Raw genomic sequence first — 21,982 nt, 5'->3', positions numbered from 1 at the left:
GCTGGCTCATGACTCCTGTTCCGGATTGCGCAAGTAATAGCCGACTCCCCGTCTTGTGACGATCCAATTCGGGTGGGAAGGGTTGTCCTCAATTTTTTCACGCAGACGTCTTACCGTCACGTCCACGGTGCGCACATCGCCATAGTAATCGTAGCCCCAGACGGTTTGCAGCAAATGCTCGCGCGTCATCACTTGGCCGATATGCTTCGCTAAGTAATGAAGCAGTTCAAATTCGCGGTGGGTCAGTTCAATTGTTTCCCCCCGCTTTTGCACGACATACGCGTCCGGACGGATGACGAGCGGGCCAATGACGATTTCATTTGTTTCGTTTTCTCCTTCTTCTTGGTTGGCCGTTTGCGCATGGCGACGCAAGTTTGCCTTCACCCGCGCCAGGAGCTCGCGCGTGCTGAACGGCTTTGTCACATAATCGTCCGCACCAAGCTCCAACCCAAGCACTTTATCAATCTCGGAATCTTTCGCTGTCAGCATAATGATCGGCATATCATACTTTTTCCGCACTTCACGGCATACTTCCATGCCATCTTTTAACGGCAACATAATATCCAATAAAATCAAGTCCGGCATCGTTTCTTCAACTTTTTGCAGCGCTTCTTCGCCGTCGTAGGCGCAAATGACTTCATATCCTTCTTTTTGCAAATTAAATTGCAAAATATCGGCAATCGGTTTTTCATCATCAACGACTAAAATGCGTTTTTCCATCTCGCTCACATCCTTCCTTTTGCGATGGAATCCTATCATTACTAATTTACCATGTTATGAACATGAAATCATCCTTTGCCGATTGCCATTTTGAGGAGCCTATCAAAGAAAAAAGCATAGACGCGCGCGCATCTATGCCTGTCGTTTGCCTTGTTTATACGCTGCCTGCCACCGTCCACTGTTGCCGCTTACGCGTAGACGCTGCGGACGACGTTCGTTTGCGAACGGTCCGGTCCGACGGAGAAAATCGAAAGAGGGATGCCGGTGAGCTGGGAAATGCGCTCGACGTAATGGCGGGCGTTCGCCGGCAGCTCGTCTAGACTTTTCACCCCGGTGATATCTTCCGTCCAGCCAGGAAGTTCTTCATAAATCGGCTCGCATTCGGCCAACACTTTTAAGCTGGCTGGAAATTCTTCGAGCACTTGGCCGCGGTAGCGATAGGCGACGCAAATTTTCAACGTTTCAATGCCGGTCAACACATCGATCGAGTTAAGCGACAAGTCCGTAATGCCGCTCACCCGGCGGGCATGACGGACAACAACACTGTCAAACCAACCGACGCGGCGCGGACGGCCGGTCGTCGTCCCATACTCGCGGCCGACTTCGCGAATGCGGTCGCCGATTTCATCGTGCAGCTCTGTCGGGAACGGCCCGTCGCCGACGCGCGTCGTATAGGCTTTCGCCACCCCGACGACATGCTTGATTTTCGTCGGCCCGACACCGGCGCCGATCGTTACCCCGCCAGCGACTGGATTCGACGACGTGACAAACGGATACGTTCCTTGGTCAATGTCAAGCATGACGCCTTGCGCTCCTTCGAACAAGACGCGGCGCCCTTCATCGAGCGCATTGTTCAATACGACCGATGTGTCGCAGACGTATTTGGCGATGTGCTGGCCGTACTCGTAATACTCCTCAAAAATGTCCTCCAACCGGAAGCCTTCGACCCCGTACACTTTTTCAAGCAGCGTATTTTTCTCCCTCAAGTTGCGCTCCAGCTTTTCGGCAAACACGTCGCGGTCAAGCAAATCAACAATGCGGATGCCGATGCGCGCCGCCTTGTCCATGTACGCCGGCCCAATTCCTTTTTTTGTCGTGCCGATTTTGTTTGCCCCTTTCCGCTCTTCCTCAAGCTCGTCCAATTTCAAATGATACGGCAAAATGACATGAGCGCGGTTGCTGATGCGCAAATTATCAGTCGAAATGCCGCGCTCGTGCAAATACGAAAGCTCCGCAACGAGCGCCTTCGGATCGACGACCATCCCATTGCCGATGACGCAAATTTTATCTTTATAAAAAATGCCCGACGGGATCAAGTGCAGCTTATACTTTTCCCCGTTGAACACGATCGTGTGTCCGGCATTGTTTCCCCCTTGATACCGGGCAATCACTTCCGCATTTTCCGATAAAAAGTCCGTAATTTTCCCTTTCCCTTCATCGCCCCATTGCGTGCCGACAACAACGACTGACGACATGGCGAGCACCTCCAGTTTCCTCGGTCTAAACATTGTCAGTGTACCAGTTTTCAGCCATAAAGTCAATGAAACACGAACATTAAAAGAAAATATCGTCTTTTTTATTCGTTTATCAATGATCAGGAAGGCTCCCTCTTTAACGCCGCGGGTGTAAACGAAGAAATAGTCAAAGGCCAAAAGAACAAAAAGGCGCCCGCCGCCGGCAGCGCGGTCCGTCTTACGCCCCCGGTGGAATTTGCGCCTCATCGAAACGGCGCTCTAAGTTGACGAATTTATTGTACTCTTTAATAAAGGCGAGCTGCACCGTCCCGACCGGGCCGTTCCGCTGTTTGGCGATAATGATTTCGATGATGTTTTTGTTCTCGGAATCTTTGTTGTAGTAGTCGTCGCGATACAAAAAGGCAACGATATCAGCGTCTTGCTCAATGCTCCCCGATTCGCGAAGATCGGACATCATCGGCCGCTTGTCCTGGCGCTGCTCAACGCTGCGCGACAGCTGTGACAAAGCGATGACCGGCACTTCGAGCTCGCGGGCGAGCGCCTTTAACGAACGGGAGATTTCCGACACTTCCTGCTGGCGGTTTTCCCGGTTGCGCCCACTTCCTTGAATGAGCTGCAAATAATCGATCACCACCATGCCGAGGCCGCTTTCCTGTTTCAAGCGGCGGCATTTGGCGCGAATGTCGCTGACGCGGATGCTCGGCGTATCGTCAATATAAATGCCGGCGTTTGACAAACTGCCCATCGCCATCGTCAGCTTGCCCCAATCTTCCGGCGTCAGCTTGCCAGTGCGCAAGTTTTGGGCGTTGATGTTGCCTTCGGCGCAAAGCATCCGCATCACAAGCTGCTGGGCGCTCATTTCCAAGCTGAAAATCGCGACATTTTCGTTCGTCTTCGTCGCCACATTTTGGGCGATGTTTAATGCGAATGCCGTCTTCCCGACCGATGGCCGGGCGGCGACGATAATCAAGTCGCTGCGCTGAAATCCGGACGTCATCCGGTCGAGTTCAGTGAATCCGGTCGGGATGCCGGTGATGTCCCCGTTCCGGTTATGGAGCATTTCAATGTTGTCATACGTCTGTACGAGAACATCTTTAATATTTTTAAAGGCGCCTGAATGTTTCCGTTGGGAAACCTCCATAATTTTCCGTTCCGCTTCATCGAGCAAAACGTCAATTTCATCTTCCCTTGTATAGCCATCTTGGGCAATCGATGTCGCCGTGCGAATGAGGCGGCGAAGCAATGATTTTTCTTCAACAATGCGGGCGTAGTATTCGACGTTGGCCGCTGTCGGCACAGAATCGGCAAGCTCGCTTAAGTAGGAGACACCGCCCACTTCCTCCAGCTGCTCCAAAGCGGCCAGTTCCGCCGTCACCGTCACTAAATCGACCGGCTCGCCTTTATCAGCGACGCGAAGCATGGCGTGGAAAATTTTTTGATGGGCCGCGCGGTAGAAGTCTTCGGGAATTAATCGTTCCGAGGCGAGCGTCAGCGCAGTGGGATCCAAAAACACAGCGCCAAGCACGGCCTGCTCGGCTTCAATGCTTTGCGGAGGAATTCGTTCTGAAAAAAGTTCGCTCATCGTCTCACCGCCTTTCCCCCGTTTCATCTCCGTCGATAATGCCCCCGCCATAGCGGGCGGGGGCATCATTGCTGCCGTTATTTTTGTTCCTTGACGTGCACTTTTAAGGTCGCTGTCACTTCCGGATGGAGCTTCACCGGCACATTCGTATATCCGAGGGAGCGAATGGCATCAGCAAGCTCGATTTTCCGTTTGTCAAGCTTCAAGCCGTGCTGGGCCTGAAGCGCCTCAGCGATTTGCTTGCTCGTGATCGAGCCAAACAAACGGCCTCCCTCGCCCGCTTTCGCCGGAATTTCCACCGTCAGCTTCTCGAGCTCTTCTTTCAGTTTTTTCGCATTGGCCAATTCTTCCGCCGCTTGGCGCTGCTCTTTTTGTTTTTGCGCCTCGAGCGCTTTGATGTTCGCCGGCGTCGCTTCAATGGCGAGCCCTTGTTTGAACAAAAAGTTGTTTGCGTAACCGTCGGCGACGTCTTTGATTTCCCCTTTTTTCCCTTTTCCTTTCACATCTTTTAAAAAAATGACTTTCATGATGGCTTCCCCCCCTCGAAATAGTCATGAATGGCTTCACGCAGCTGCCGCTCCGCCTCTTCCACCGTCACTTCGGACAATTGGGCGGCGGCGTTTGTCAAATGTCCGCCTCCACCAAGCCGTTCCATAATGACTTGCACGTTGACATCGCCGAGCGAGCGGGCGCTGATGCCGACCGTCCCGTCGGACCGCTTGGAAATGACGAACGAAGCAACGACGCTGCTTAAAGTGAGAAGCGTATCGGCCGTTTGCGCAATCAACACTTGGTCGTGCACCTCGTTCTCGCCCCCTTTGGCGATGGCGATGCCATGCTCATCGATCACCGCCCGTTCGATCAATTTCGCCCGTTTGACGTAGTTGGCGATGCTTTCCCGCAGCAATTTTTGCACAAGCACCGTATCCGCTCCTTGGGCGCGCAAGTATGACGCGGCGTCGAACGTCCGCGAGCCGGTGCGGAGCGTAAAGCTTTTCGTGTCGACGACGATGCCGGCAAGCAGGGCGGTCGCTTCGAGCATCGTCAGCTTCATCCGTTTCGGTTGGTACTCTAACAGCTCGGTGACGAGTTCCGATGTCGAAGAAGCATAAGGCTCCATATAGACGAGAATCGGCGCCTCAATGAACTCTTCGCCGCGGCGATGGTGATCAATGACGACGATATGGTCGGTGCGATACAATAGCCGCTCTTCAATGACGAGCGACGGACGATGCGTATCGACGACGATCAAAAGCGTATCCTCGGTGACGAGCTCAAGCGCCTGCTCCGGCTTTAGGCATCTTGACCATAACTCAGCATGTTTTTTCATTTCCTCAAGCAACCGTTGCGCCCCGGCATCCGTTTTGGCCGGATCGACGACGATAAACCCTTCCTTTTGGTTCGATTGGACGACTTTTAAAACGCCGATCGCCGCTCCCATGGCGTCCATATCGGGATATTTATGGCCCATGATGAGCACTTTGTCGCTTCCTGCAATCAGTTCGCGAAGCGCATGGGAAATAACGCGGGCGCGGACGCGCGTCCGCTTTTCCATCGGGTTCGTTTTGCCGCCGTAAAACTTCACTTTTCCATTTCCTTGCTTAATCGCGACTTGATCGCCCCCGCGCCCCAACGCTAAGTCCAAGCTTGATTGGGCGAGCGCCCCGAGCTCCGGGAGCTGGGACACGCCGGCGCCGATGCCAATGCTCAGCGTCAGCTGGGCATGATGTTTTGCCGTCTGCTCTCGCACTTCGTCGAGAATGGAAAATTTGCTTTTCTCGAGCCGCCCAAGAATATGTTCGTTCAATACGGCAATAAATCGGTCGGATGACGTCCGCTTTAAAAAAATGCCATAGTCGTTCGCCCACCGGTTCAACACGGAAGTGACGAGGCTGTTTAGTTGGCTTTTTGCCTGATCGTCCATCCCTTGCGTAATTTCATCATAATTGTCAAGAAAAATAATGGCGAGCACCAGCCGTTCCGCTTCATACTGCCGCTTCAATTCCAAATGCTCAGTAACATCAAAAAAGTAAAGAAGCCGTTCAGGGCGGCGAATGACCACTTTCAGCTGCTTTCCGTTCAATTCGACGATCTCTTCGTCCGTTTTTCCCCTTTTCACAAAAGCGGCCAACGATTCGGAAAGCTCGGCGAGAGAGCGGCCGACAAGCGTCTGTTCCTTAAAGCAGGCGGCCAAAAAACGGTTCGACCACTCGATTTCTCCCCCTTCATCGATGAGCATAATGCCGATCGGCATTTGCATCAACGCTTCCTCGCCTACTTTTTTCACCCGGTGCGACAAATTGGAAATATAGTGCTCCAACTCTTTATGCAAGGAGCGTTGCGCCCCAATGACATAATAAAGCACAAACCCGACGCCAAGAAGGGCGACGAGGCCAAGCAGCCATTGGAAGTAAAACAAGCCAATCGCCATAAGCACCGCCAGGGCGGCTAACGCATATAACGGATAGCGATACGCTTTCCTTTCATAAAAATGGGACATTCAAGTCAGCTCCTACACTGAAGAAATGACTCGCCTTATCCAATTATAATATGCGGCGGCGCAAATCAAATCCTAAATCAATTATACCGAATATCGCCACAAGATAAAGTAGAAAAGGCAGGAATAAGCAAACGACCGTCCCTGCCGCCACCACACCTTTGCCAACCCCTTTTTTGTAAGTGGCGTAGTAAAGAAACGAAAATCCTTGCACAATCATCGCCAGCTGCAACACATACGATAAGTTCAACACGGCGATATAGGCAAACGATCCTTCTTTGAACGGGAACAAGGAGAGAAGGAGCACAAAGACATACAACCACAATACAGTTTTCGGCCACATAAGCTCGCGAAACGGCGGCCATGAACCGACCGGCAGCTTCAGCCTCTTCATCACCGGCAGCGAGACGATGATCGTCGCGTACGCCAGCGCAAACGAAGCGATGACAAACAGCGTCGGAACCATATAGCCGATCAGCTTCAGCCCTTGTTCGAACTGCCTTTGCATCTCCAAAGGCGGCGCTTGTCCCATTCCCTTCATTAGATTCATTGCCGTGTCAAACGATTCTCGCACGAGCGCAAGCGTATCTTGGATCATATCGACGTGCAAAAATTGAATCGAGATGATGTAATCAAGCACGATATTCGCCAAAAATACAAGCGCGCCGACAAGAAGAACAAGATAACGGTTTTTCTGTTTCGAAAGCATCGCGCCGACTGCCATGCCGACGGTGCCGAACATAAGCGCCATCGGCAGCGACAAAAGCGAGCCGATCAAACCGGAGATGACCAGGGCCGCCGCCAGCAGCAACATAGCTGGAATCCACCCATGGCGCATCGTAAACACCATAAACGGAAGCGCTAAAAACAAAGCGGCGACAATCCCAATGACCGGCGCGTACAGCGCAAGCAAAAACAAAACAGCAAACAGTGCGAGCTCAATCGCCGCTTCGGTGAGGGCGTGCGTTTTTCGCAATGGACGTTCCCCTTTCTTTGTTTTTTGGTGATTTGACCTCCTTCCCCACTTTCACTCTGCTTGGGAGTGGGAGTCCGCTCAGTCAGAGGAGATAAAAAAAGCAGTAAGGATCCCCCCTTACTGCTTGCTTTCGGCTCACTCGTCCGCAACGTACGGCAGAAGCGCCATTTGGCGCGCGCGTTTGATCGCGACCGTCAATTTGCGCTGATATTTCGCGCTCGTTCCCGTTACACGGCGCGGCAAAATTTTGCCGCGTTCAGAAATGAACTTTTTCAGCAAATCGACATCTTTGTAGTCGATATGCGTAATGTTGTTCGCCGTGAAGTAACATACTTTGCGGCGTTTGCCGCGGCCGCCTTTCCGTCCTGCCATGCTATTTCCTCCTTTCCGTTGCCATCGTTTCCTCATCGGTGGAATGGCCCGCTGCCTGCGCGTTGTTTAGAGACAGGGGCTTCAAGCGACTTGTTTATTAAAACGGCAAATCATCATCAGAAATATCGATCGGCTGGCCGTCATTGGCGAAAGGATCGTCATCGATGCGGCCAAACCCTTTTTCGTTCGGATATTGGTGGTTCTGATCTTGCCCGAATGGGAATGGATCCCCATAGTAGCCGCCTGCTGTTGCCCCTCGCTGCTCGCTCGTTCCTTTCGGCTCAAGAAATTGGACGCTATCAGCCACCACTTCCGTCACGTACACGCGCCGACCTTCTTGATTTTCATAGCTGCGGGTTTGCAGTCGGCCATCGACACCAGCCAAGCTCCCCTTTTTCAAAAAGTTGGCGACGTTTTCCGCCTGGCGGCGCCAAACGACACATTGAATAAAATCCGTTTCCCGCTCGCCCTGCTGATTTGTAAACGGACGGTTGACCGCGAGCGTAAACGTGGCAACAGCCACTCCGCTTGGAGTGTAACGCAACTCCGGATCTCTCGTTAACCTGCCGACCAAAATGACGCGGTTAATCATCAGAACCACCTCTTCATCATGTCGAAAAGATTATTCTTCTTCTTTGACGACGATATGACGGATGATGTCTTCGCTGATGCGCGCTAAGCGGTCGAATTCTTGCACCGCTTTCGGCTCCGATACGACATTGACGATCATGTAATAGCCGTCGCGGTATTTTTGAATTTCATAGGCTAAGCGGCGCTTGCCCCAATCCGTCACGTTCGTAATCTCCGCGCCGTTTTCTTTCAACACGTTGTTGAACCGTTCCACGAGAGCTTGTCTCGCTTCATCGTCCATGTTCGGGCGGATGATGTACATGATTTCGTACTTTCTCACGCTCGTCACCTCCTTTTGGTCTAAGCGGCCCTTCCATTCGAAGAGCAAGGAGCAATCACCATTACTCACATTTGTTGATTATACCATGACCGACAACGATAAGCAAGGCAGTTTGCCGCATTCCGTCGGCGCAAACATCTTCCATCCGTATGACCAAGCCAAAAACGGCCCCATGCCGTGACCTGCTGCATCCGCCCTGCCCTCGAACCGATGGTTACACGTTGAACCGGAAATGCATAATGTCGCCGTCTTGCACTTCGTAGTCTTTTCCCTCCAAGCGCACTTTTCCGGCTTCGCGCGCCGCCGCCATCGATCCAGCCGCGACAAGGTCATCGTACGACACCGTTTCCGCGCGAATAAACCCTCGCTCAAAGTCGGAATGGATGATGCCGGCGCATTGCGGCGCTTTCATCCCTTTGCGGAACGTCCACGCCCGCACCTCCTGCTCGCCGGCGGTGAAAAACGTCGCCAATCCGAGCAAGCTGTAAGCGGCGCGGATAAGCTGGTCAAGGCCGGACTGCTCGATGCCGAGCTCCTGTAAAAATTGCCGTTTTTCCTCATCGCTGAACTCAGCGATTTCCTCTTCGATTTTGGCGCAGACAACAATGACTTCAGCGTTGTCGCGCTTCGCAAACTCGCGCACGTCCTTGACAAACGGATTGCCGCTAGGGTCAGCGATATCTTCCTCGCCGACATTGGCGACGTAAAGCATCGGCTTTATCGTCAACAAATGCAGCTGCTTGACGACTTTCATCTCTTCATCAGTGAACTCGAGTGTGCGCGCCGGCTTGCCGTCTTCGAGCGTCTCCTTCAACCGCCGCAAAATGTCGTATTCAAACGCCGCCTCTTTATCCTTTTGCTTGGCGATTTTGCCGACCCGCTCGATTCGTTTGTCAATCGTTTCTAAATCAGCCAACACGAGCTCCAAATTGATCGTTTCGATATCGGCGAGCGGGTCGACTTTGCCCGCCACGTGGGTGATGTTTTCATCACTGAAGCAGCGGACGACTTGGCAAATTGCATCGACTTGGCGGATGTGAGACAAAAACTTGTTGCCAAGCCCCTCTCCTTTGCTCGCCCCTTTGACGATGCCCGCGATATCGGTAAATTCAAAAACAGTCGGCACCGTCCGCTTCGGCCGAAACATTTCCGTCAATACATCGAGCCGCTCATCGGGCACTTCGACGACACCGACGTTCGGCTCAATTGTGCAAAACGGATAGTTGGCTGACTCAGCACCTGCTTTTGTAATGGCGTTAAACAGCGTCGATTTGCCGACGTTCGGCAATCCGACGATTCCTGCTGTCAATCCCATTCGTTCCACTCCTCTTTCCCGTTCACATCTTTCCTCATTATATGGGCTGGCCAAGAAAATGACAAGCGCGCCGCAAGCGGGGAATGTTTCCTCTCCCACCCGCTTCAAAAAAGGCGGAAGTTTGCGCCCTTTTCCCAACACTTGAATGACAAAATCATCTTTTCGGATCAACAGCCTCAAACCGCATTTTGTCGTCGACCATATCTTTTTTCTACTGATCCGAAGCAACTGTGAACCGCTTACTTTGCTTCCGACGTGACTTTTTCAATATTGACCAAACAGTCATACAGCGCGCTGCCGCAGCCGTTATCCGACTCCAAATCGGACGTGAGGACGTTGACCGGCCCGCCGAACACTCCCCATTGTCCTTCGTCAATGTTGATCGTGCCTGGGTAGGCGCCATCAAGCACCTTGACCGTTCCCACGAGCGATCCACGGTCGTTGTAAACACGCGCCCGGTCGCCATCGGCAAGACCCTTTGCCGCAGCAACATCAGCCGCTACCTCAATGCGGACTGTCTGAAGCGCTGGGATGAGCGGATAATGTTGCGAATGATTCGAACGGAGCGGATGGATCGTCAACAGCCGATACGGATATTTGGCGGCTAGTGCCGGATTGGACTCCTCCGATTCGGCCGGATACATGATTTGCAGCCGGCCATCCATCCCTTTTTGCTTGGCGATGGTTGACGTAAATTCGTATTTTCCGCTTGGCGTTTGAAACCGGCGGTCGCGCCATGGCACCGGTTCGACAGGCAAAAGGACGCGGTGTTCTGTTTTCAATCGCTTCAGCGTAATGCCGTGATGCTCCAACGGCCGGAGCGCCATTGCAAGAAACTGCTCACGCGTATAGGCAAAATCATCCCCAAACCCGAGCCTTTTTGCCAGCTCCGTCCAAATCCACAAGTCCGGCTTCGCCTCACCCGGCGGGTCGACAAGCTTCGGCCCGTAGTTCAAATACGCATGGTACATCGATGAACAATAGACGTCTTCCTCTTCAAACGAAGCCGCTACTGGCAAAACATAATCAGCCATTGCAGCCGTATCGGTCATGAACTGCTCAAACACAACCACCGTTTCAATGGAAGCGAACGCTTTTTTCATCAAGTTCGTGTTCGGCACTTGAGCGAGCGGGTTGCCGCACGTGACGATCACCATGCCGATCGGTGGATCATCCGCCCGCAATATCTCTTCTCCCTGCTTCATCATCGTCCATGTGCGCGATGCCGTTTTCCGCTCTGGGAGCGTCAATGCGGCTTTATCAAAACACTCGCCCACCTGCAAGTTGCCAAAATTCGCCCCTCCACCCGGAATGCCAACGTTGCCGCTTGCGGCGACAAGGGCATCGATCCATCGGATTGTATTGCCGCCGTTCGCATAGCGTTGCATGCCAAGGCCAAGATACGTTGCGGTCGGCCGGTCCCCGTAAAGCCGGGCCAGCTTCGTCATTTGATCGCGGCTAACACCGGTATGCCGCTCAATCTCCGCCAACGAAATTGTCTGCAATAGTTGTTTGACATCATCAAACCCAATTGTGTGTTGCTTGATAAAGGCCCGGTCCTCCAACCCGAGTCGAAGCAGCTCTTTCATAATGCCCATCGCCAAAAAAGCGTCCATTCCCGGCTTGATGCATACGTACTGATCGGCGATGCGCGCCGTCGGGCCAAACAGCGGATCAATGACCACAATGGTCGCCCCGCGTTTTTTCGCGGCAAGCAACCGCTCGAATAAATGCATGTTCGTGCGGGCGACGTTTCGCCCCCAAATGACGATGTGGCGGCTGTTGTCGATATCTTCTGGCGCATGGCTGTAGGCGTTGCCAAAATCCCATGTCTGCGCCTCAATGCCCGCGCCCCAGCAAAGGCTGCCGATAAGCTCTGTTGCCCCACCATAACAATTAAAAAAACGGCGGTCCAGGTTTTTCAGCAGCCCGTTGTTGGCGTAATCATGGCTGTGAAGCACGGCTGTCGGCCCAAATTGTTCTTTCAACTTCCGCATTTTCCCGGCGATGTCATCAAGCGCCTCTTCCCAAGAAATGCGAACGAACTGCCCGTTTACTTTTTTCAACGGATAGAGAAGGCGTTCTTTGGCGTTTACCCGCTCTTTCAACATCCGCCCGCGTCCGCAAATGTTCCCTTTCGTGATGGGATGGTGTTCGTCGCCGTCAACCCGTACGACTTTTCCCTCGTTCACCGTCACCTTCAGCCCGCATACGTCCCAGCAGTTGAGCGGACATGATGTTACATGCGTCGTTTCCGTCATTTTCTCCCTCCCCTTCGCAACAAAAGAGCATGGCCTCGCCACCATGATTCATTTGCTTATTCTTCATGCTTGACGAGCACTTTTTTCATTTTGCGGATAAACTCTTTGCGCGGCAACAAAACGCTATGGGCGCACCCTTCGCATTTAATGCGGATGTCAGCGCCCAAGCGAATCACTTTCCAACGATTCGTTCCACATGGGTGCGGCTTTTTCATTTCGACGATATCGTATAGGCCGAACTGTTTCTCTTCCATCGATCCACCTCCCTATGACAACGATTGCTCCCGTTGCGGCTTTGCCTCGGGCTGCTCTTGTTCGTCGCGGCGATGCAGCACAAGCCGTGGGTATGGGATTTCGATTCCCCGTTCGTCCAACAGCAGCTTTACTTCCTTGCGGATCGCCCGAGCGACCGCCAGATGGCGCATCGGCTTCGTTTCGCACGTGATGCGCAATATGACTTCCGAGCTGGCTAAATTTTGCACGCCAAGCAATTCCGGCGGGGCGACCATGTCTTCATACTTCGCCGGCAGCTGCGGAAGAAGCTCGCGGATGGCTTCCTCCGCCTCTTCAATGTCTTCTTCATAGGCGATGCTGACGTCAACGACAGCGAGGCTGTTGTGCAGTGAATAGTTCGTCACTTGAGTGATGCTGCCGTTTGGCAAAATGTGCACTTCCCCGGTCCAACTTTTAATTTTCGTCACCCGAAGCCCAATCGTTTCAACATACCCTTCAAAATTGCCAATGCGCACATAATCGCCGACCGCGAACTGGTCTTCAAAAATGATGAAAAATCCAGTGATGATGTCTTTCACTAAGCTTTGTGCGCCAAAACCCACGGCCAGCCCGACGACCCCAGCCCCGGCGAGCAGCGCTTTGACGGGAACACCAAACGTATCTAAAATCATCAAGAGCGCAATAAAATATAGTACGTACGTAATGACGTTGTCGAGCAGCCGAACGAGCGTCGCCTCCCGCCGTTCGGAAATGCGGATCGGCGCCTTCTGTCGCACTTTGAACATGTTATGAACGGCAATTTTCAACACTTTCACCGCAATGGCGCATATGAGTAGGATAAGAACAATCTTCAGCGTCCCTTTTCCGATCTGGAGCCACAATTTCTCATCTATCAAAAATGCGAACAATCGGCTCATCGTTTTTTCCATCGTGTTCAACGTTGGCGACACCTCAATCTTTTTTCTTGTTCTGCGCTTTTATTTTAACAAGACCGGCCGCTGATTTGTAGCCCGATATCCCGTTATCGCGAAGAAAAGGCAAGAAAACGAACAATGAAATGTATATCATTCTTTTATTTTCCGTATACTGTTAATACTTTTGAAACGAAAGTAGGAGTGAAGCGAATGAGCATACCATCGATATTTTACTCATCCAAGGAGGAAAGGGACCGCGTGTTTTACGATGAGCAAGGGGCGGTGTCGTCGATCGCTTGGCGGGTCGCCTCACTGCTTCCCGACCCGCTCGCTCAGCCGGTCGCTATCGTTTGCATCGGCACAGACCGCTCGACCGGCGATTCGCTTGGACCGCTCGTCGGCACGATGCTCAAAGAGAAGCCGTTGGCTCGCTTCCACGTGTACGGAACACTCGAAGAACCAATCCATGCCGTTAATTTGGAAGAAAAGGTAGAAGCCATTCGACTCATTCATAACGATCCGTTCATGATCGCGGTCGATGCCTGCCTCGGGCGGCTGAAAAGCGTCGGCGCCATCACGATTGCCAAAGGACCCGTCCGCCCTGGGGCTGGGGTCAACAAACAGCTCCTTCCCGTCGGCGACGCCCATATTACTGGGGTTGTCAATGTCAGCGGGTTTATGGAGTTTTTCGTCCTGCAAAATACGCGCCTCCATCTTGTCATGAATATGGCGAAAACGATCGCCAATGGCATTTACGAAGCGGAGCGGTTCATCCTCCGAAAAGAGCGGCTCGCTGCCCCTCCGCTCTCAACAGACCGGCATTCATTATGGTAGGCAGCAAATCCCCCTCTTGGTCAGCTGTTCAAGGAGGGGATTTCTTTTCTGTCCGGCCAAAACAACCGGTCGTTAAACGAGTGAAAGAATGAAAACGGCGGCTGCCGTAATGAGAATGCTCGGCAGCAAATTGGCCACGCGAATGTTCGTCAAACCGAGCATATTGAGTCCAATGGCCATAATTAAAATGCCTCCGGTCGCCGTTGATTCGGCGATGAACGAATCGAGCACTTCCTTCGGCACAAACCGTTCGATTTGCGTCGCCAACAGCGCGATGCTCCCCTCATAAACAACGACCGGCAAGGCGGAGAAGATGACGCCGATGCCGAGCGTCGTCGTCAAAATGACACTGGCAAAGCCGTCTAAAATCGATTTCGTATACAAGACGCTATGGTCGCCGCGCAACCCGCTGTCAAGCGCTCCGACGATGGCCATCGCCCCGATGACAAACAACAACGTTGCGCTGACAAACCCTTTAGCGATGCTTCCTTGCCCGTTTCCGCTCACTTTCACCTCGAGCCATTGACCGAGCCGGTTCAGCTTTTCCTCCCAGTTCCACCACTCCCCGAGAATGCCGCCGAAAACAAGGCTGAAAATAACAACGAGAAACTGTTCGCTTTTCATTCCCATTTGTATGCCAAGCAGCGCCACCGCAAGCCCAATCCCCCCCATCACCGTTTCCTTCACTCGCTCGGGGATGCGATGAAGCCATTTTCCAATCAACGCCCCGGCGATAATGCTCACTCCATTGACAATCGTTCCTAACAACACCATGATGTCCAACCCTCTCTTGCAAAAAAATAAACCGGCCTTGATCAAAGGGCCGACTTACTCGTCGAACCGCACATCGAGCAGTTCTAATATTCTCTCTAAATCTTCCGGAGAAAAAAACTCAATTTCAATTTTTCCTCTTTTCCTCGTTTGTTTAATCGTGACGTTCGTCCCGAATTTTTCGCGCAGCAACGATTCGCTTTCCCGAATAAACACGCTTTTTTCCGGCGGTTTCCGCTTCGATGTTTCACGTGAAACATTTTCGTTCGCTTGTTGGATCAGTTTTTCAAGCTGGCGGACGTTCAACCCTTCGCGAATCGTCCGTTCCACGATCGATTTCATTTTGCTTTTTTGTTTCAGCCCTAAAAGCGCGCGGCCATGTCCCATCGAAAGTGTGCCATCAATGAGCAGCTTTTGCACATCTGAAGGGAGGGACAACAAACGCAAATGATTAGCGATGTGCGGACGGCTCTTCCCAACACGGCTCGCGACTTCCTCCTGGGTTAAGTGCAGCTTGTCCATCAACATTTTGTACGCCATCGCTTCCTCGATCGGGTTCAAATCCTCGCGCTGCAAGTTTTCAAGAAGGGCGAACTCCATCATTTGCTCATCAGTCAACTCGCGCACCACGACCGGCACTGACGGCAAATTCGCCTCTTTGGCCGCCCGATAGCGCCGTTCACCAACGACGATTTCAAATCCGTTCGGTACACGGCGGACGATGAGCGGCTGCAAAATGCCGTGCTGCAGAATCGATTGCTTCAACTCCTCAATCGCCTCAGGCTGAAACGTTTTCCGCGGCTGGTACGGGTTTGGATGAAGGTCGTGAATGCTTACTTCCCGCACCGTTTCCTCTTTCCCATTAAGTTCATTGAGAGAAAGGTTGTCAAACAGCGCACTGATGCCTTTGCCGAGACCTTTAGCCACGTTCAAGCACCTCCTTCGCCAGTTCCAAATACACTTCCGCCCCCCGCGATTTCACATCGTACAAAATGATCGGCTTGCCATGGCTTGGCGCCTCACTCAGCCGCACGTTTCGCGGGATGATCGTCTGGTACACCTTTTCGCGGAAATACTTTTTGACTTCTTGAATGACCTGCAAGCCTAGATTCGTCCTTGCATCAAGCATCGTCAACAGAACGCCTTCGAGGCGCAAATCATAGTTTAAGTGCCGCTGCACAAGCCGGATCGTGTTAAGCAGCTGGCTGAGCCCTTCTAACGCATAATATTCGCATTGGACAGGGATGAGCACAGAATTGGCCGCTGTCAACGCGTTGAGCGTCAGCAAGCCGAGCGAAGGAGGACAATCGATAATAATGAAGTCGTATTTGTCTTTCAGCGGCTCGATCGCGTTTCTCAGCCGGATTTCGCGGGAAATGACCGAGACGAGCTCAATTTCTGCGCCGGCGAGCTGGATCGTCGCTGGAATGACGTATAAATTTTCGATGTCCGTCGGTCGAATGACATCTTTTGCTTTCATGTCGCCAATGATGACATTGTAAATGCATTCGTCCACATCGCCTCGCTCAATGCCGATGCCGCTCGTCGCATTTCCTTGCGGATCGGCGTCAACAAGCAGCACTTTTTTTCCAAGATGCGCCAAACATGCCGATAAATTGACCGCCGTCGTCGTTTTTCCAACTCCGCCTTTTTGGTTTGCAATAGCAATGACTTTTCCCACGATGCCACCTACCTCTATCTCTTCCTCAATCCATTTTATTTTAGCACGAAAACAGGAAAATGACTTTGTTTTCTGAAAGAAAAAACCCCATCAGCAGTGCTTGATGAGGCAAAAGGTGACTTTCGTTATTTTTTCGCGATTCGAATCGTAATTTGATAGTAGTCATCGAATTCTTCTTCTTCCGATTGAACGGACACCCCGCTGCTTTCGACCATGGAAAGCGACTGGCGGATCGTGTTGACGGCGATGCGCATATCGCGGCTGAACGCCTTTCGCTTCGGTTTTGGCTTCCGTTCCCCCGCCTCGAGCAGCTTTAACACCCGATCTTCCGTCTGCTTGACATTCAACTGTTTGTCGATGATTTCTTGCAGCAGTTTCAGCTGTTTTTCTTTATCTTTCAAGGCAATCAACGCGCGCGCATGACGTTCCGTAATCGCCCGTTGCAAGAGCGCCTCTTGCACCTCTTGCGGGAGTTTCAGCAGACGCAGCTTATTGGCGATCGTCGACTGTCCTTTGCCGAGCCGCTGAGCGAGCGCTTCTTGCGTCAAATCATGGAGCTCGATCAATTTGGCGTACGCCATCGCCTCTTCAATCGGCGTCAACTCTTCGCGCTGTAAGTTTTCAATGAGGGCGACGGAGGCGGTTTCTTTGTCATTTAAGTTTTTGATGATCGCGGGGATTTCCGTCCAGCCAAGCTTTTGCACCGCTCTCCATCTCCGCTCGCCAGCGATGATTTCAAACCGTCCGTTCCCGCATTCGCGGACGACGATCGGCTGGATGATGCCGTGCGTGCGGATCGTCAGCGCCAACTCGTCGATCTTCTCTTCATCAAACATCGTGCGCGGCTGAAAGCGGTTCGGAATAATGCTTTTGACCGGAATGTGGCGAACTTCCTCCCGCTCTTGCTTTTCCTCCATTTCTTCCTGTTCTTTTTCTCCAAAGCTGAACAAGCGCGAAAATGGATGCTTCATCCCCCTACACCACCTTTGGACATACTTGGCCAAAATGTCTCTGTCTCGCCCGGCATACGCCGCCTTACGGTCGGTTTTTTGGCGCGGGACGAAGGCGGGGAGCGAAACAGCTTGTTTCTCTCTTTCAGCCGGCAAAGCCCTCCCCCGCCCGCAAAGACGCTACTGAATCGGTTGTTTGTTCGGCGTTCCCGGTTTGCGCGGGTATTGGTTCGGCGTTTTTCTCATTTTTTGGATGAAAATGATCGTTCGTTCGCCTTCGTCAAACGGCAACGTGAACGTTTCCGTCGCCGTCACTTCTCCGCCAAGCACAGAAATCGCCTTGTTTCCCTCTTTCAGCTCCTCGAGCGCCGAAGCAGCTTTCATCGCAATGAATGTCCCGCCCATTTTCACGAGCGGAAGGCAAAGTTCGACAAGCACTGGCATGCGCGCCACCGCTCTGGCCGTGACGACGTCAAATGATTCGCGCATCCCCTTTTGACGGGCGAACGTCTCAGCGCGTTCGTGGTAAAGCGCCACGTCCGCAAGCCCGAGCTCGGTGATCAGATGCTCTAAAAAACGGATGCGTTTTTGCAGCGAATCAACGATGGAAACGCGCAAATGCGGAAAACAAATTTTGAGCGGAAGGCTCGGAAATCCCGCCCCGGATCCGACGTCGCAAAGCGCAAGCGGCGCTGAAAAGTCGTAGTAAAAAGCCGGGGACACCGAGTCGAAAAAGTGCTTCACATAGACGCCGGGCTTGTCCGTAATAGCGGTCAAATTCATTTTCTCGTTCCACTCAACGAGCAGTTCGTAATAGCGCTCAAACTGCGCAAGCGCCCGGGAAGAGAGGAGAATTCCCCTCTCTTCGAGCATGGTTTGAAATTGTGTCGCCTCCATAAGCCAATCCTTTCCCTCATTGTTTATTCATTCGACACGCGCGCGATTCTTCCTTGTTCCAAATACACTAATAATATCGAAATATCGGCCGGATTGACGCCGGAAATGCGCGACGCCTGGGCGATCGAAAGCGGGCGCACTTGTTTGAGCTTTTGCCGCGCCTCGGTTGCAAGCCCTTGGATGGCGTCGTAATCGATATCTTCCGGGATTTTTTTGTTTTCCATTTTTTTGAGCCGTTCGACTTCTTGCAACGATTTTTGGATGTAGCCCTCGTACTTGATTTGAATTTCGACTTGCTCAGCCACTTCCGGAGCGATCTCCTCGTCAGCCGGCGCCAGTTTTCGGATGTGCTCGTACGTCATCTCCGGGCGTCGGAGCAAATCGGCGGCGCGAATGCCGTCTTTCAGCTCGCTTCCACCCGCTTCACGGATGACTTCCTGCACTTTTGGCGTCGGTTTGATGATCACCGTTTGCAGCCGCTTTTTCTCTCGTTCGATCGCCTCTTTTTTCGCCAAAAATTTTTGATACCGCTCTTCGGAAATGAGACCGATCCGATAGCCGAGCTCGGTCAGGCGCAAATCGGCGTTGTCATGGCGAAGCAAAAGCCGGTACTCGGCACGCGACGTCAGCAGGCGGTACGGCTCATTCGTCCCTTTCGTCACCAAGTCGTCGATTAAAACGCCGATATAGGCATCAGAACGGCTTAAAATGATTTCTTCGCGGCCGAGCGCACGGTGGGCGGCGTTAATGCCGGCCATAATGCCTTGGCCTGCCGCTTCTTCATAGCCGGACGTGCCGTTGATTTGCCCTGCGGTATACAAGTTTTTCACAAGCTTCGTCTCGAGCGTCGGCCATAGCTGCGTCGGCACGATGGCATCATACTCGATCGCATAGCCAGCCCGCATGAGCTGCGCCTTCTCAAGTCCCGGGATCGTCTCGAGCAGCTTGCGCTGGATATGTTCCGGCAAACTTGTTGACAACCCTTGCACGTACACTTCTTCTGTTTCCCGCCCTTCCGGCTCGAGGAAAATTTGATGGCGCGGCTTATCGTGGAACCGGACGACTTTATCCTCGATCGATGGGCAATAGCGCGGCCCGGTTCCTTTGATCATGCCGGAGTACATCGGCGACAAGTGCAAGTTTTCATCGATGATGCGGTGTGTTTCCTCCGTCGTGTACGTCAGCCAGCACGGCAGCTGATCAGTGATGTATTTTGTCGTCTCGTACGAAAACGCGCGCGGCTCCTTGTCTCCCGGCTGAATTTCCGTTTTGCTGTAGTCGATCGTCCGGCTGTTGACGCGCGGCGGCGTGCCCGTTTTGAAGCGAACAAGCTCAAACCCAAGCTCTTCTAAATGCTCGGACAGCTTAATCGACGGTTGCTGGTTGTTCGGGCCGCTCGAATATTTAATGTCTCCGATGATGATTTCCCCGCGCAAAAACGTCCCGGTCGTAATGACGACCGCCTTGGCGTAATAATGCGCCCCCGTGTGAGTGATGACACCTTTGCAAACGCCGTCTTCGACGATCAGCCGCTCGACTTTTCCTTGCAGAAGCGTCAAATTCTCTTGATTTTCGAGTGTTTTTTTCATTTCCCGCTGGTACAGCACTTTATCGGCTTGCGCCCGAAGCGCGCGGACGGCTGGCCCTTTGCCGGTGTTTAGCATCCGCATTTGAATGTATGTTTTGTCAATGTTTTTTGCCATTTCCCCGCCGAGAGCGTCGATTTCGCGCACGACGATTCCTTTCGCCGGGCCGCCGATCGACGGGTTGCACGGCATGAACGCGATCATATCGAGGTTGAGCGTAATGACAAGCGTCTTCGCCCCGATGCGCGCCGAAGCTAATGCCGCTTCGCAGCCGGCATGGCCAGCGCCAACGACAATGACGTCATACGTTCCTCCATGGTAATCCATATGGCATTTCCTCCTCGCTTATTTTCCTAAACAAAACTGAGCAAACAGCTGATCAATCAAGCTTTCATGGACCGTATCACCAATGATTTCGCCAAGCAACTCCCATGCCCGGCGCAAATCGATTTGGACGAGATCAACCGGCATGCCGGCGTCAATGCCGGCCAAGGCATCCTCGATCGCTGTTTTCGCCTGCTCGAGCAAGGCGATATGGCGAGAGTTTGAAACGTACGTCAAATCGCCGGCTTCCAGCTCACCCCCAAAAAACAGGTCAGCAATCGCCTTCTCCAGTTCATCAATTCCTTGTTCATGCAACAGGGATGTCCCCACGACCGGCCGGCCGGCCGCCAGCTCCTTGACCCGCTCCATATCGATCCGCCGGGGCAAATCGGTTTTATTCACAATGACGATGGCGTCCATTCCCTCGATCATGGCAAACAGCCGCTCGTCCTCTTCCGTCAGCGGTTCATGATAATTCAAAACGAGCAAAATTAAGTCGGCCCGCTTCAACATTTGCTGCGAGCGCTCGACGCCGATCCGTTCGACGACATCTTCGGTTTCGCGGATGCCAGCCGTATCGATCAAGCGAAGCGGTACGCCCCGGACGTTGACATATTCCTCGATGACGTCGCGCGTCGTCCCCGGAATATCGGTGACGATCGCCCGATTTTCATGGGCGAGCGCATTCAAAAGCGACGATTTGCCGACGTTCGGCCGCCCGATGATGACCGTTGCCAGCCCTTCGCGCAATATTTTTCCTTGCGCGGCGGTCGACAGCAGCTTTTCAATTTGCCCGCGCACATATTCCGCCTTTTCCCGCAAAAGGCGCGGCGTCATTTCTTCGACATCATCGTATTCCGGATAATCGATATTGACTTCAACATGTGCCAGCGTCTCCAAAATCGTCTGCCGCAACTCGCGAATCAATTTTGACAGGCGCCCTTCCATTTGCTGTAGGGCGACGTTCATCGCTCGGTCGGTTTTGGCGCGGATCAGGTCGATGACTGCCTCAGCTTGAGATAAATCGATGCGCCCATTTAAAAACGCCCGCTTCGTAAACTCCCCCGGCTCGGCGAGCCGCGCCCCGTTTGCCAGCACGAGCTGCAGCACCCGATTGACGGAAACAAACCCGCCATGGCAGTTGATCTCGACCACGTCCTCGCGCGTAAACGTCTTCGGTGCGCGCATAACTGATACCATTACTTCTTCAACGACCCGTCCGCTTTTCGGATCGATGATATGCCCGTAGTGGATCGTGTGTGATGGAACGTCTTTGAGCCGCTTTCCGCTCGGGCTGCGGAAAAGCCGGTCAGCGATCTCAACCGCTTGATCTCCGCTCAACCGAACGATGGCAATCGCCCCTTCGCCCATCGGCGTCGAAATGGCGGCGATCGTATCAAATTCCGTCAAAGCTGTTCACCTCTCTTTGCTCCGCTTTCTCTATATCCACAGCCCGTTTTGGCCGCTTTTTTTCCTTGTGCATATTCACTTAGTTCAATTTTAACTTATCCACATGTGAATAACAATACGGCGCGCTCAACGCGGTTGTTGAAAAATATAAGCGGCGGCCGTCAAAAAAAAAGTTGGTGGAAACTAGTGATTGCTTCACAATCATCTGGACGGATAGGCAAAAAAGACAGTTGCTGCGCTGTTTCCCCATTTGAAGAAGCTCTTGCTGGAGCG

21 protein-coding genes are annotated in these 21,982 nt (G+C 52.7%); 1 reads left to right on the top strand and 20 read right to left on the bottom strand.

Translation table 11 applies throughout. The annotated features are described in order from the left end of the window. Positions 1 to 6: 6 nt before the first annotated feature. The 13 genes from yycF to JCR24_RS07600 all read right to left on the bottom strand — a co-directional run bounded on the left by yycF (position 7) and on the right by JCR24_RS07600 (position 13,280). Positions 7 to 720: a response regulator YycF gene (gene yycF, locus JCR24_RS07660; RefSeq protein WP_011232938.1), complete on the bottom strand. Its 714-nt coding sequence runs from the start codon at positions 718 to 720 to the stop codon at positions 7 to 9. 188 nt (positions 721 to 908) lie between these two features. Next, entirely contained in the window at positions 909 to 2,195 is a 1,287-nt protein-coding gene (locus JCR24_RS07655; protein WP_011232939.1) for an adenylosuccinate synthase, read from the bottom strand. 217 nt (positions 2,196 to 2,412) lie between these two features. Beyond that, positions 2,413 to 3,777, bottom strand: a complete 1,365-nt coding sequence (gene dnaB / locus JCR24_RS07650; RefSeq protein WP_011232940.1) for a replicative DNA helicase — start codon at positions 3,775 to 3,777, stop codon at positions 2,413 to 2,415. Positions 3,778 to 3,854: 77 nt separating this feature from the next. Further along, positions 3,855 to 4,304, bottom strand: a complete 450-nt coding sequence (rplI, locus tag JCR24_RS07645; RefSeq protein ID WP_011232941.1) for a 50S ribosomal protein L9 — start codon at positions 4,302 to 4,304, stop codon at positions 3,855 to 3,857. After that, on the bottom strand, positions 4,301 to 6,277 hold the full coding sequence (locus tag JCR24_RS07640) for a DHH family phosphoesterase (RefSeq protein WP_013146700.1): 1,977 nt from the start codon (positions 6,275 to 6,277) through the stop codon (positions 4,301 to 4,303). The genes rplI and JCR24_RS07640 overlap by 4 nt, the downstream gene beginning before the upstream one ends. Before the next feature lie 43 nt (positions 6,278 to 6,320). Then, the gene (locus JCR24_RS07635) at positions 6,321 to 7,250 is read right to left on the bottom strand and encodes a YybS family protein (protein WP_238980408.1); all 930 of its coding nucleotides are present in this window, start codon (positions 7,248 to 7,250) and stop codon (positions 6,321 to 6,323) included. A gap of 135 nt (positions 7,251 to 7,385) precedes the next feature. Further along, positions 7,386 to 7,622, bottom strand: coding sequence for a 30S ribosomal protein S18 (rpsR, locus tag JCR24_RS07630; protein WP_008880812.1), 237 nt, complete (start codon positions 7,620 to 7,622; stop codon positions 7,386 to 7,388). 97 nt (positions 7,623 to 7,719) lie between these two features. After that, the gene (gene ssb, locus JCR24_RS07625; protein ID WP_011232944.1) at positions 7,720 to 8,214 is read right to left on the bottom strand and encodes a single-stranded DNA-binding protein; all 495 of its coding nucleotides are present in this window, start codon (positions 8,212 to 8,214) and stop codon (positions 7,720 to 7,722) included. Positions 8,215 to 8,244: 30 nt separating this feature from the next. After that, positions 8,245 to 8,532 (bottom strand): 30S ribosomal protein S6, encoded by a 288-nt coding sequence (rpsF, locus tag JCR24_RS07620; RefSeq protein ID WP_011232945.1) that lies wholly within the window; start codon positions 8,530 to 8,532, stop codon positions 8,245 to 8,247. 214 nt (positions 8,533 to 8,746) lie between these two features. Then, positions 8,747 to 9,847, bottom strand: a complete 1,101-nt coding sequence (gene ychF / locus JCR24_RS07615) for a redox-regulated ATPase YchF (protein WP_011232946.1) — start codon at positions 9,845 to 9,847, stop codon at positions 8,747 to 8,749. Positions 9,848 to 10,086: 239 nt separating this feature from the next. Beyond that, entirely contained in the window at positions 10,087 to 12,108 is a 2,022-nt protein-coding gene (locus tag JCR24_RS07610; RefSeq protein WP_238980407.1) for a molybdopterin-dependent oxidoreductase, read from the bottom strand. A 56-nt stretch (positions 12,109 to 12,164) separates the two neighbouring features. Continuing rightward, complete coding sequence (locus JCR24_RS07605) at positions 12,165 to 12,362, bottom strand: DUF951 domain-containing protein (RefSeq protein WP_011232948.1); 198 nt, start codon at positions 12,360 to 12,362, stop codon at positions 12,165 to 12,167. Between the two features lie 12 nt (positions 12,363 to 12,374). Beyond that, on the bottom strand, positions 12,375 to 13,280 hold the full coding sequence (locus tag JCR24_RS07600; protein ID WP_011232949.1) for a mechanosensitive ion channel family protein: 906 nt from the start codon (positions 13,278 to 13,280) through the stop codon (positions 12,375 to 12,377). A 186-nt stretch (positions 13,281 to 13,466) separates the two neighbouring features. Here JCR24_RS07600 and yyaC point away from each other — a divergent pair, with 186 nt between their 5' ends. Next, a complete protein-coding gene (gene yyaC, locus JCR24_RS07595) occupies positions 13,467 to 14,090 on the top strand; it encodes a spore protease YyaC (RefSeq protein WP_011232950.1) in 624 nt (207 codons plus the stop codon). Positions 14,091 to 14,162: 72 nt separating this feature from the next. On the opposite strand, the gene JCR24_RS07590 is transcribed toward yyaC, so the two are convergent. From JCR24_RS07590 to mnmE, 7 genes are all read right to left on the bottom strand, one after another. Further along, the gene (locus JCR24_RS07590; RefSeq protein WP_011232951.1) at positions 14,163 to 14,864 is read right to left on the bottom strand and encodes a DUF554 domain-containing protein; all 702 of its coding nucleotides are present in this window, start codon (positions 14,862 to 14,864) and stop codon (positions 14,163 to 14,165) included. A gap of 54 nt (positions 14,865 to 14,918) precedes the next feature. Then, positions 14,919 to 15,788, bottom strand: a complete 870-nt coding sequence (locus tag JCR24_RS07585; protein ID WP_011232952.1) for a ParB/RepB/Spo0J family partition protein — start codon at positions 15,786 to 15,788, stop codon at positions 14,919 to 14,921. Next, on the bottom strand, positions 15,781 to 16,542 hold the full coding sequence (locus JCR24_RS07580; RefSeq protein ID WP_011232953.1) for a ParA family protein: 762 nt from the start codon (positions 16,540 to 16,542) through the stop codon (positions 15,781 to 15,783). The genes JCR24_RS07585 and JCR24_RS07580 overlap by 8 nt, the downstream gene beginning before the upstream one ends. Before the next feature lie 125 nt (positions 16,543 to 16,667). After that, positions 16,668 to 17,513, bottom strand: coding sequence for a nucleoid occlusion protein (gene noc, locus JCR24_RS07575; RefSeq protein ID WP_011232954.1), 846 nt, complete (start codon positions 17,511 to 17,513; stop codon positions 16,668 to 16,670). A 159-nt stretch (positions 17,514 to 17,672) separates the two neighbouring features. Further along, positions 17,673 to 18,389: a 16S rRNA (guanine(527)-N(7))-methyltransferase RsmG gene (gene rsmG / locus JCR24_RS07570; RefSeq protein ID WP_011232955.1), complete on the bottom strand. Its 717-nt coding sequence runs from the start codon at positions 18,387 to 18,389 to the stop codon at positions 17,673 to 17,675. A gap of 23 nt (positions 18,390 to 18,412) precedes the next feature. Further along, the gene (gene mnmG / locus JCR24_RS07565) at positions 18,413 to 20,302 is read right to left on the bottom strand and encodes a tRNA uridine-5-carboxymethylaminomethyl(34) synthesis enzyme MnmG (protein ID WP_011232956.1); all 1,890 of its coding nucleotides are present in this window, start codon (positions 20,300 to 20,302) and stop codon (positions 18,413 to 18,415) included. Between the two features lie 18 nt (positions 20,303 to 20,320). Further along, complete coding sequence (gene mnmE, locus JCR24_RS07560; protein ID WP_011232957.1) at positions 20,321 to 21,709, bottom strand: tRNA uridine-5-carboxymethylaminomethyl(34) synthesis GTPase MnmE; 1,389 nt, start codon at positions 21,707 to 21,709, stop codon at positions 20,321 to 20,323. Positions 21,710 to 21,982: the final 273 nt, after the last annotated feature.

The sequence above is a fragment of the Geobacillus sp. YHL genome (assembly GCF_022341265.1).
Taxonomy (GTDB): domain Bacteria; phylum Bacillota; class Bacilli; order Bacillales; family Anoxybacillaceae; genus Geobacillus; species Geobacillus thermoleovorans.
The sequence above is the reverse complement of the archived record's forward strand: the minus strand, read 5'-3'. Positions and strand labels throughout refer to the sequence as shown.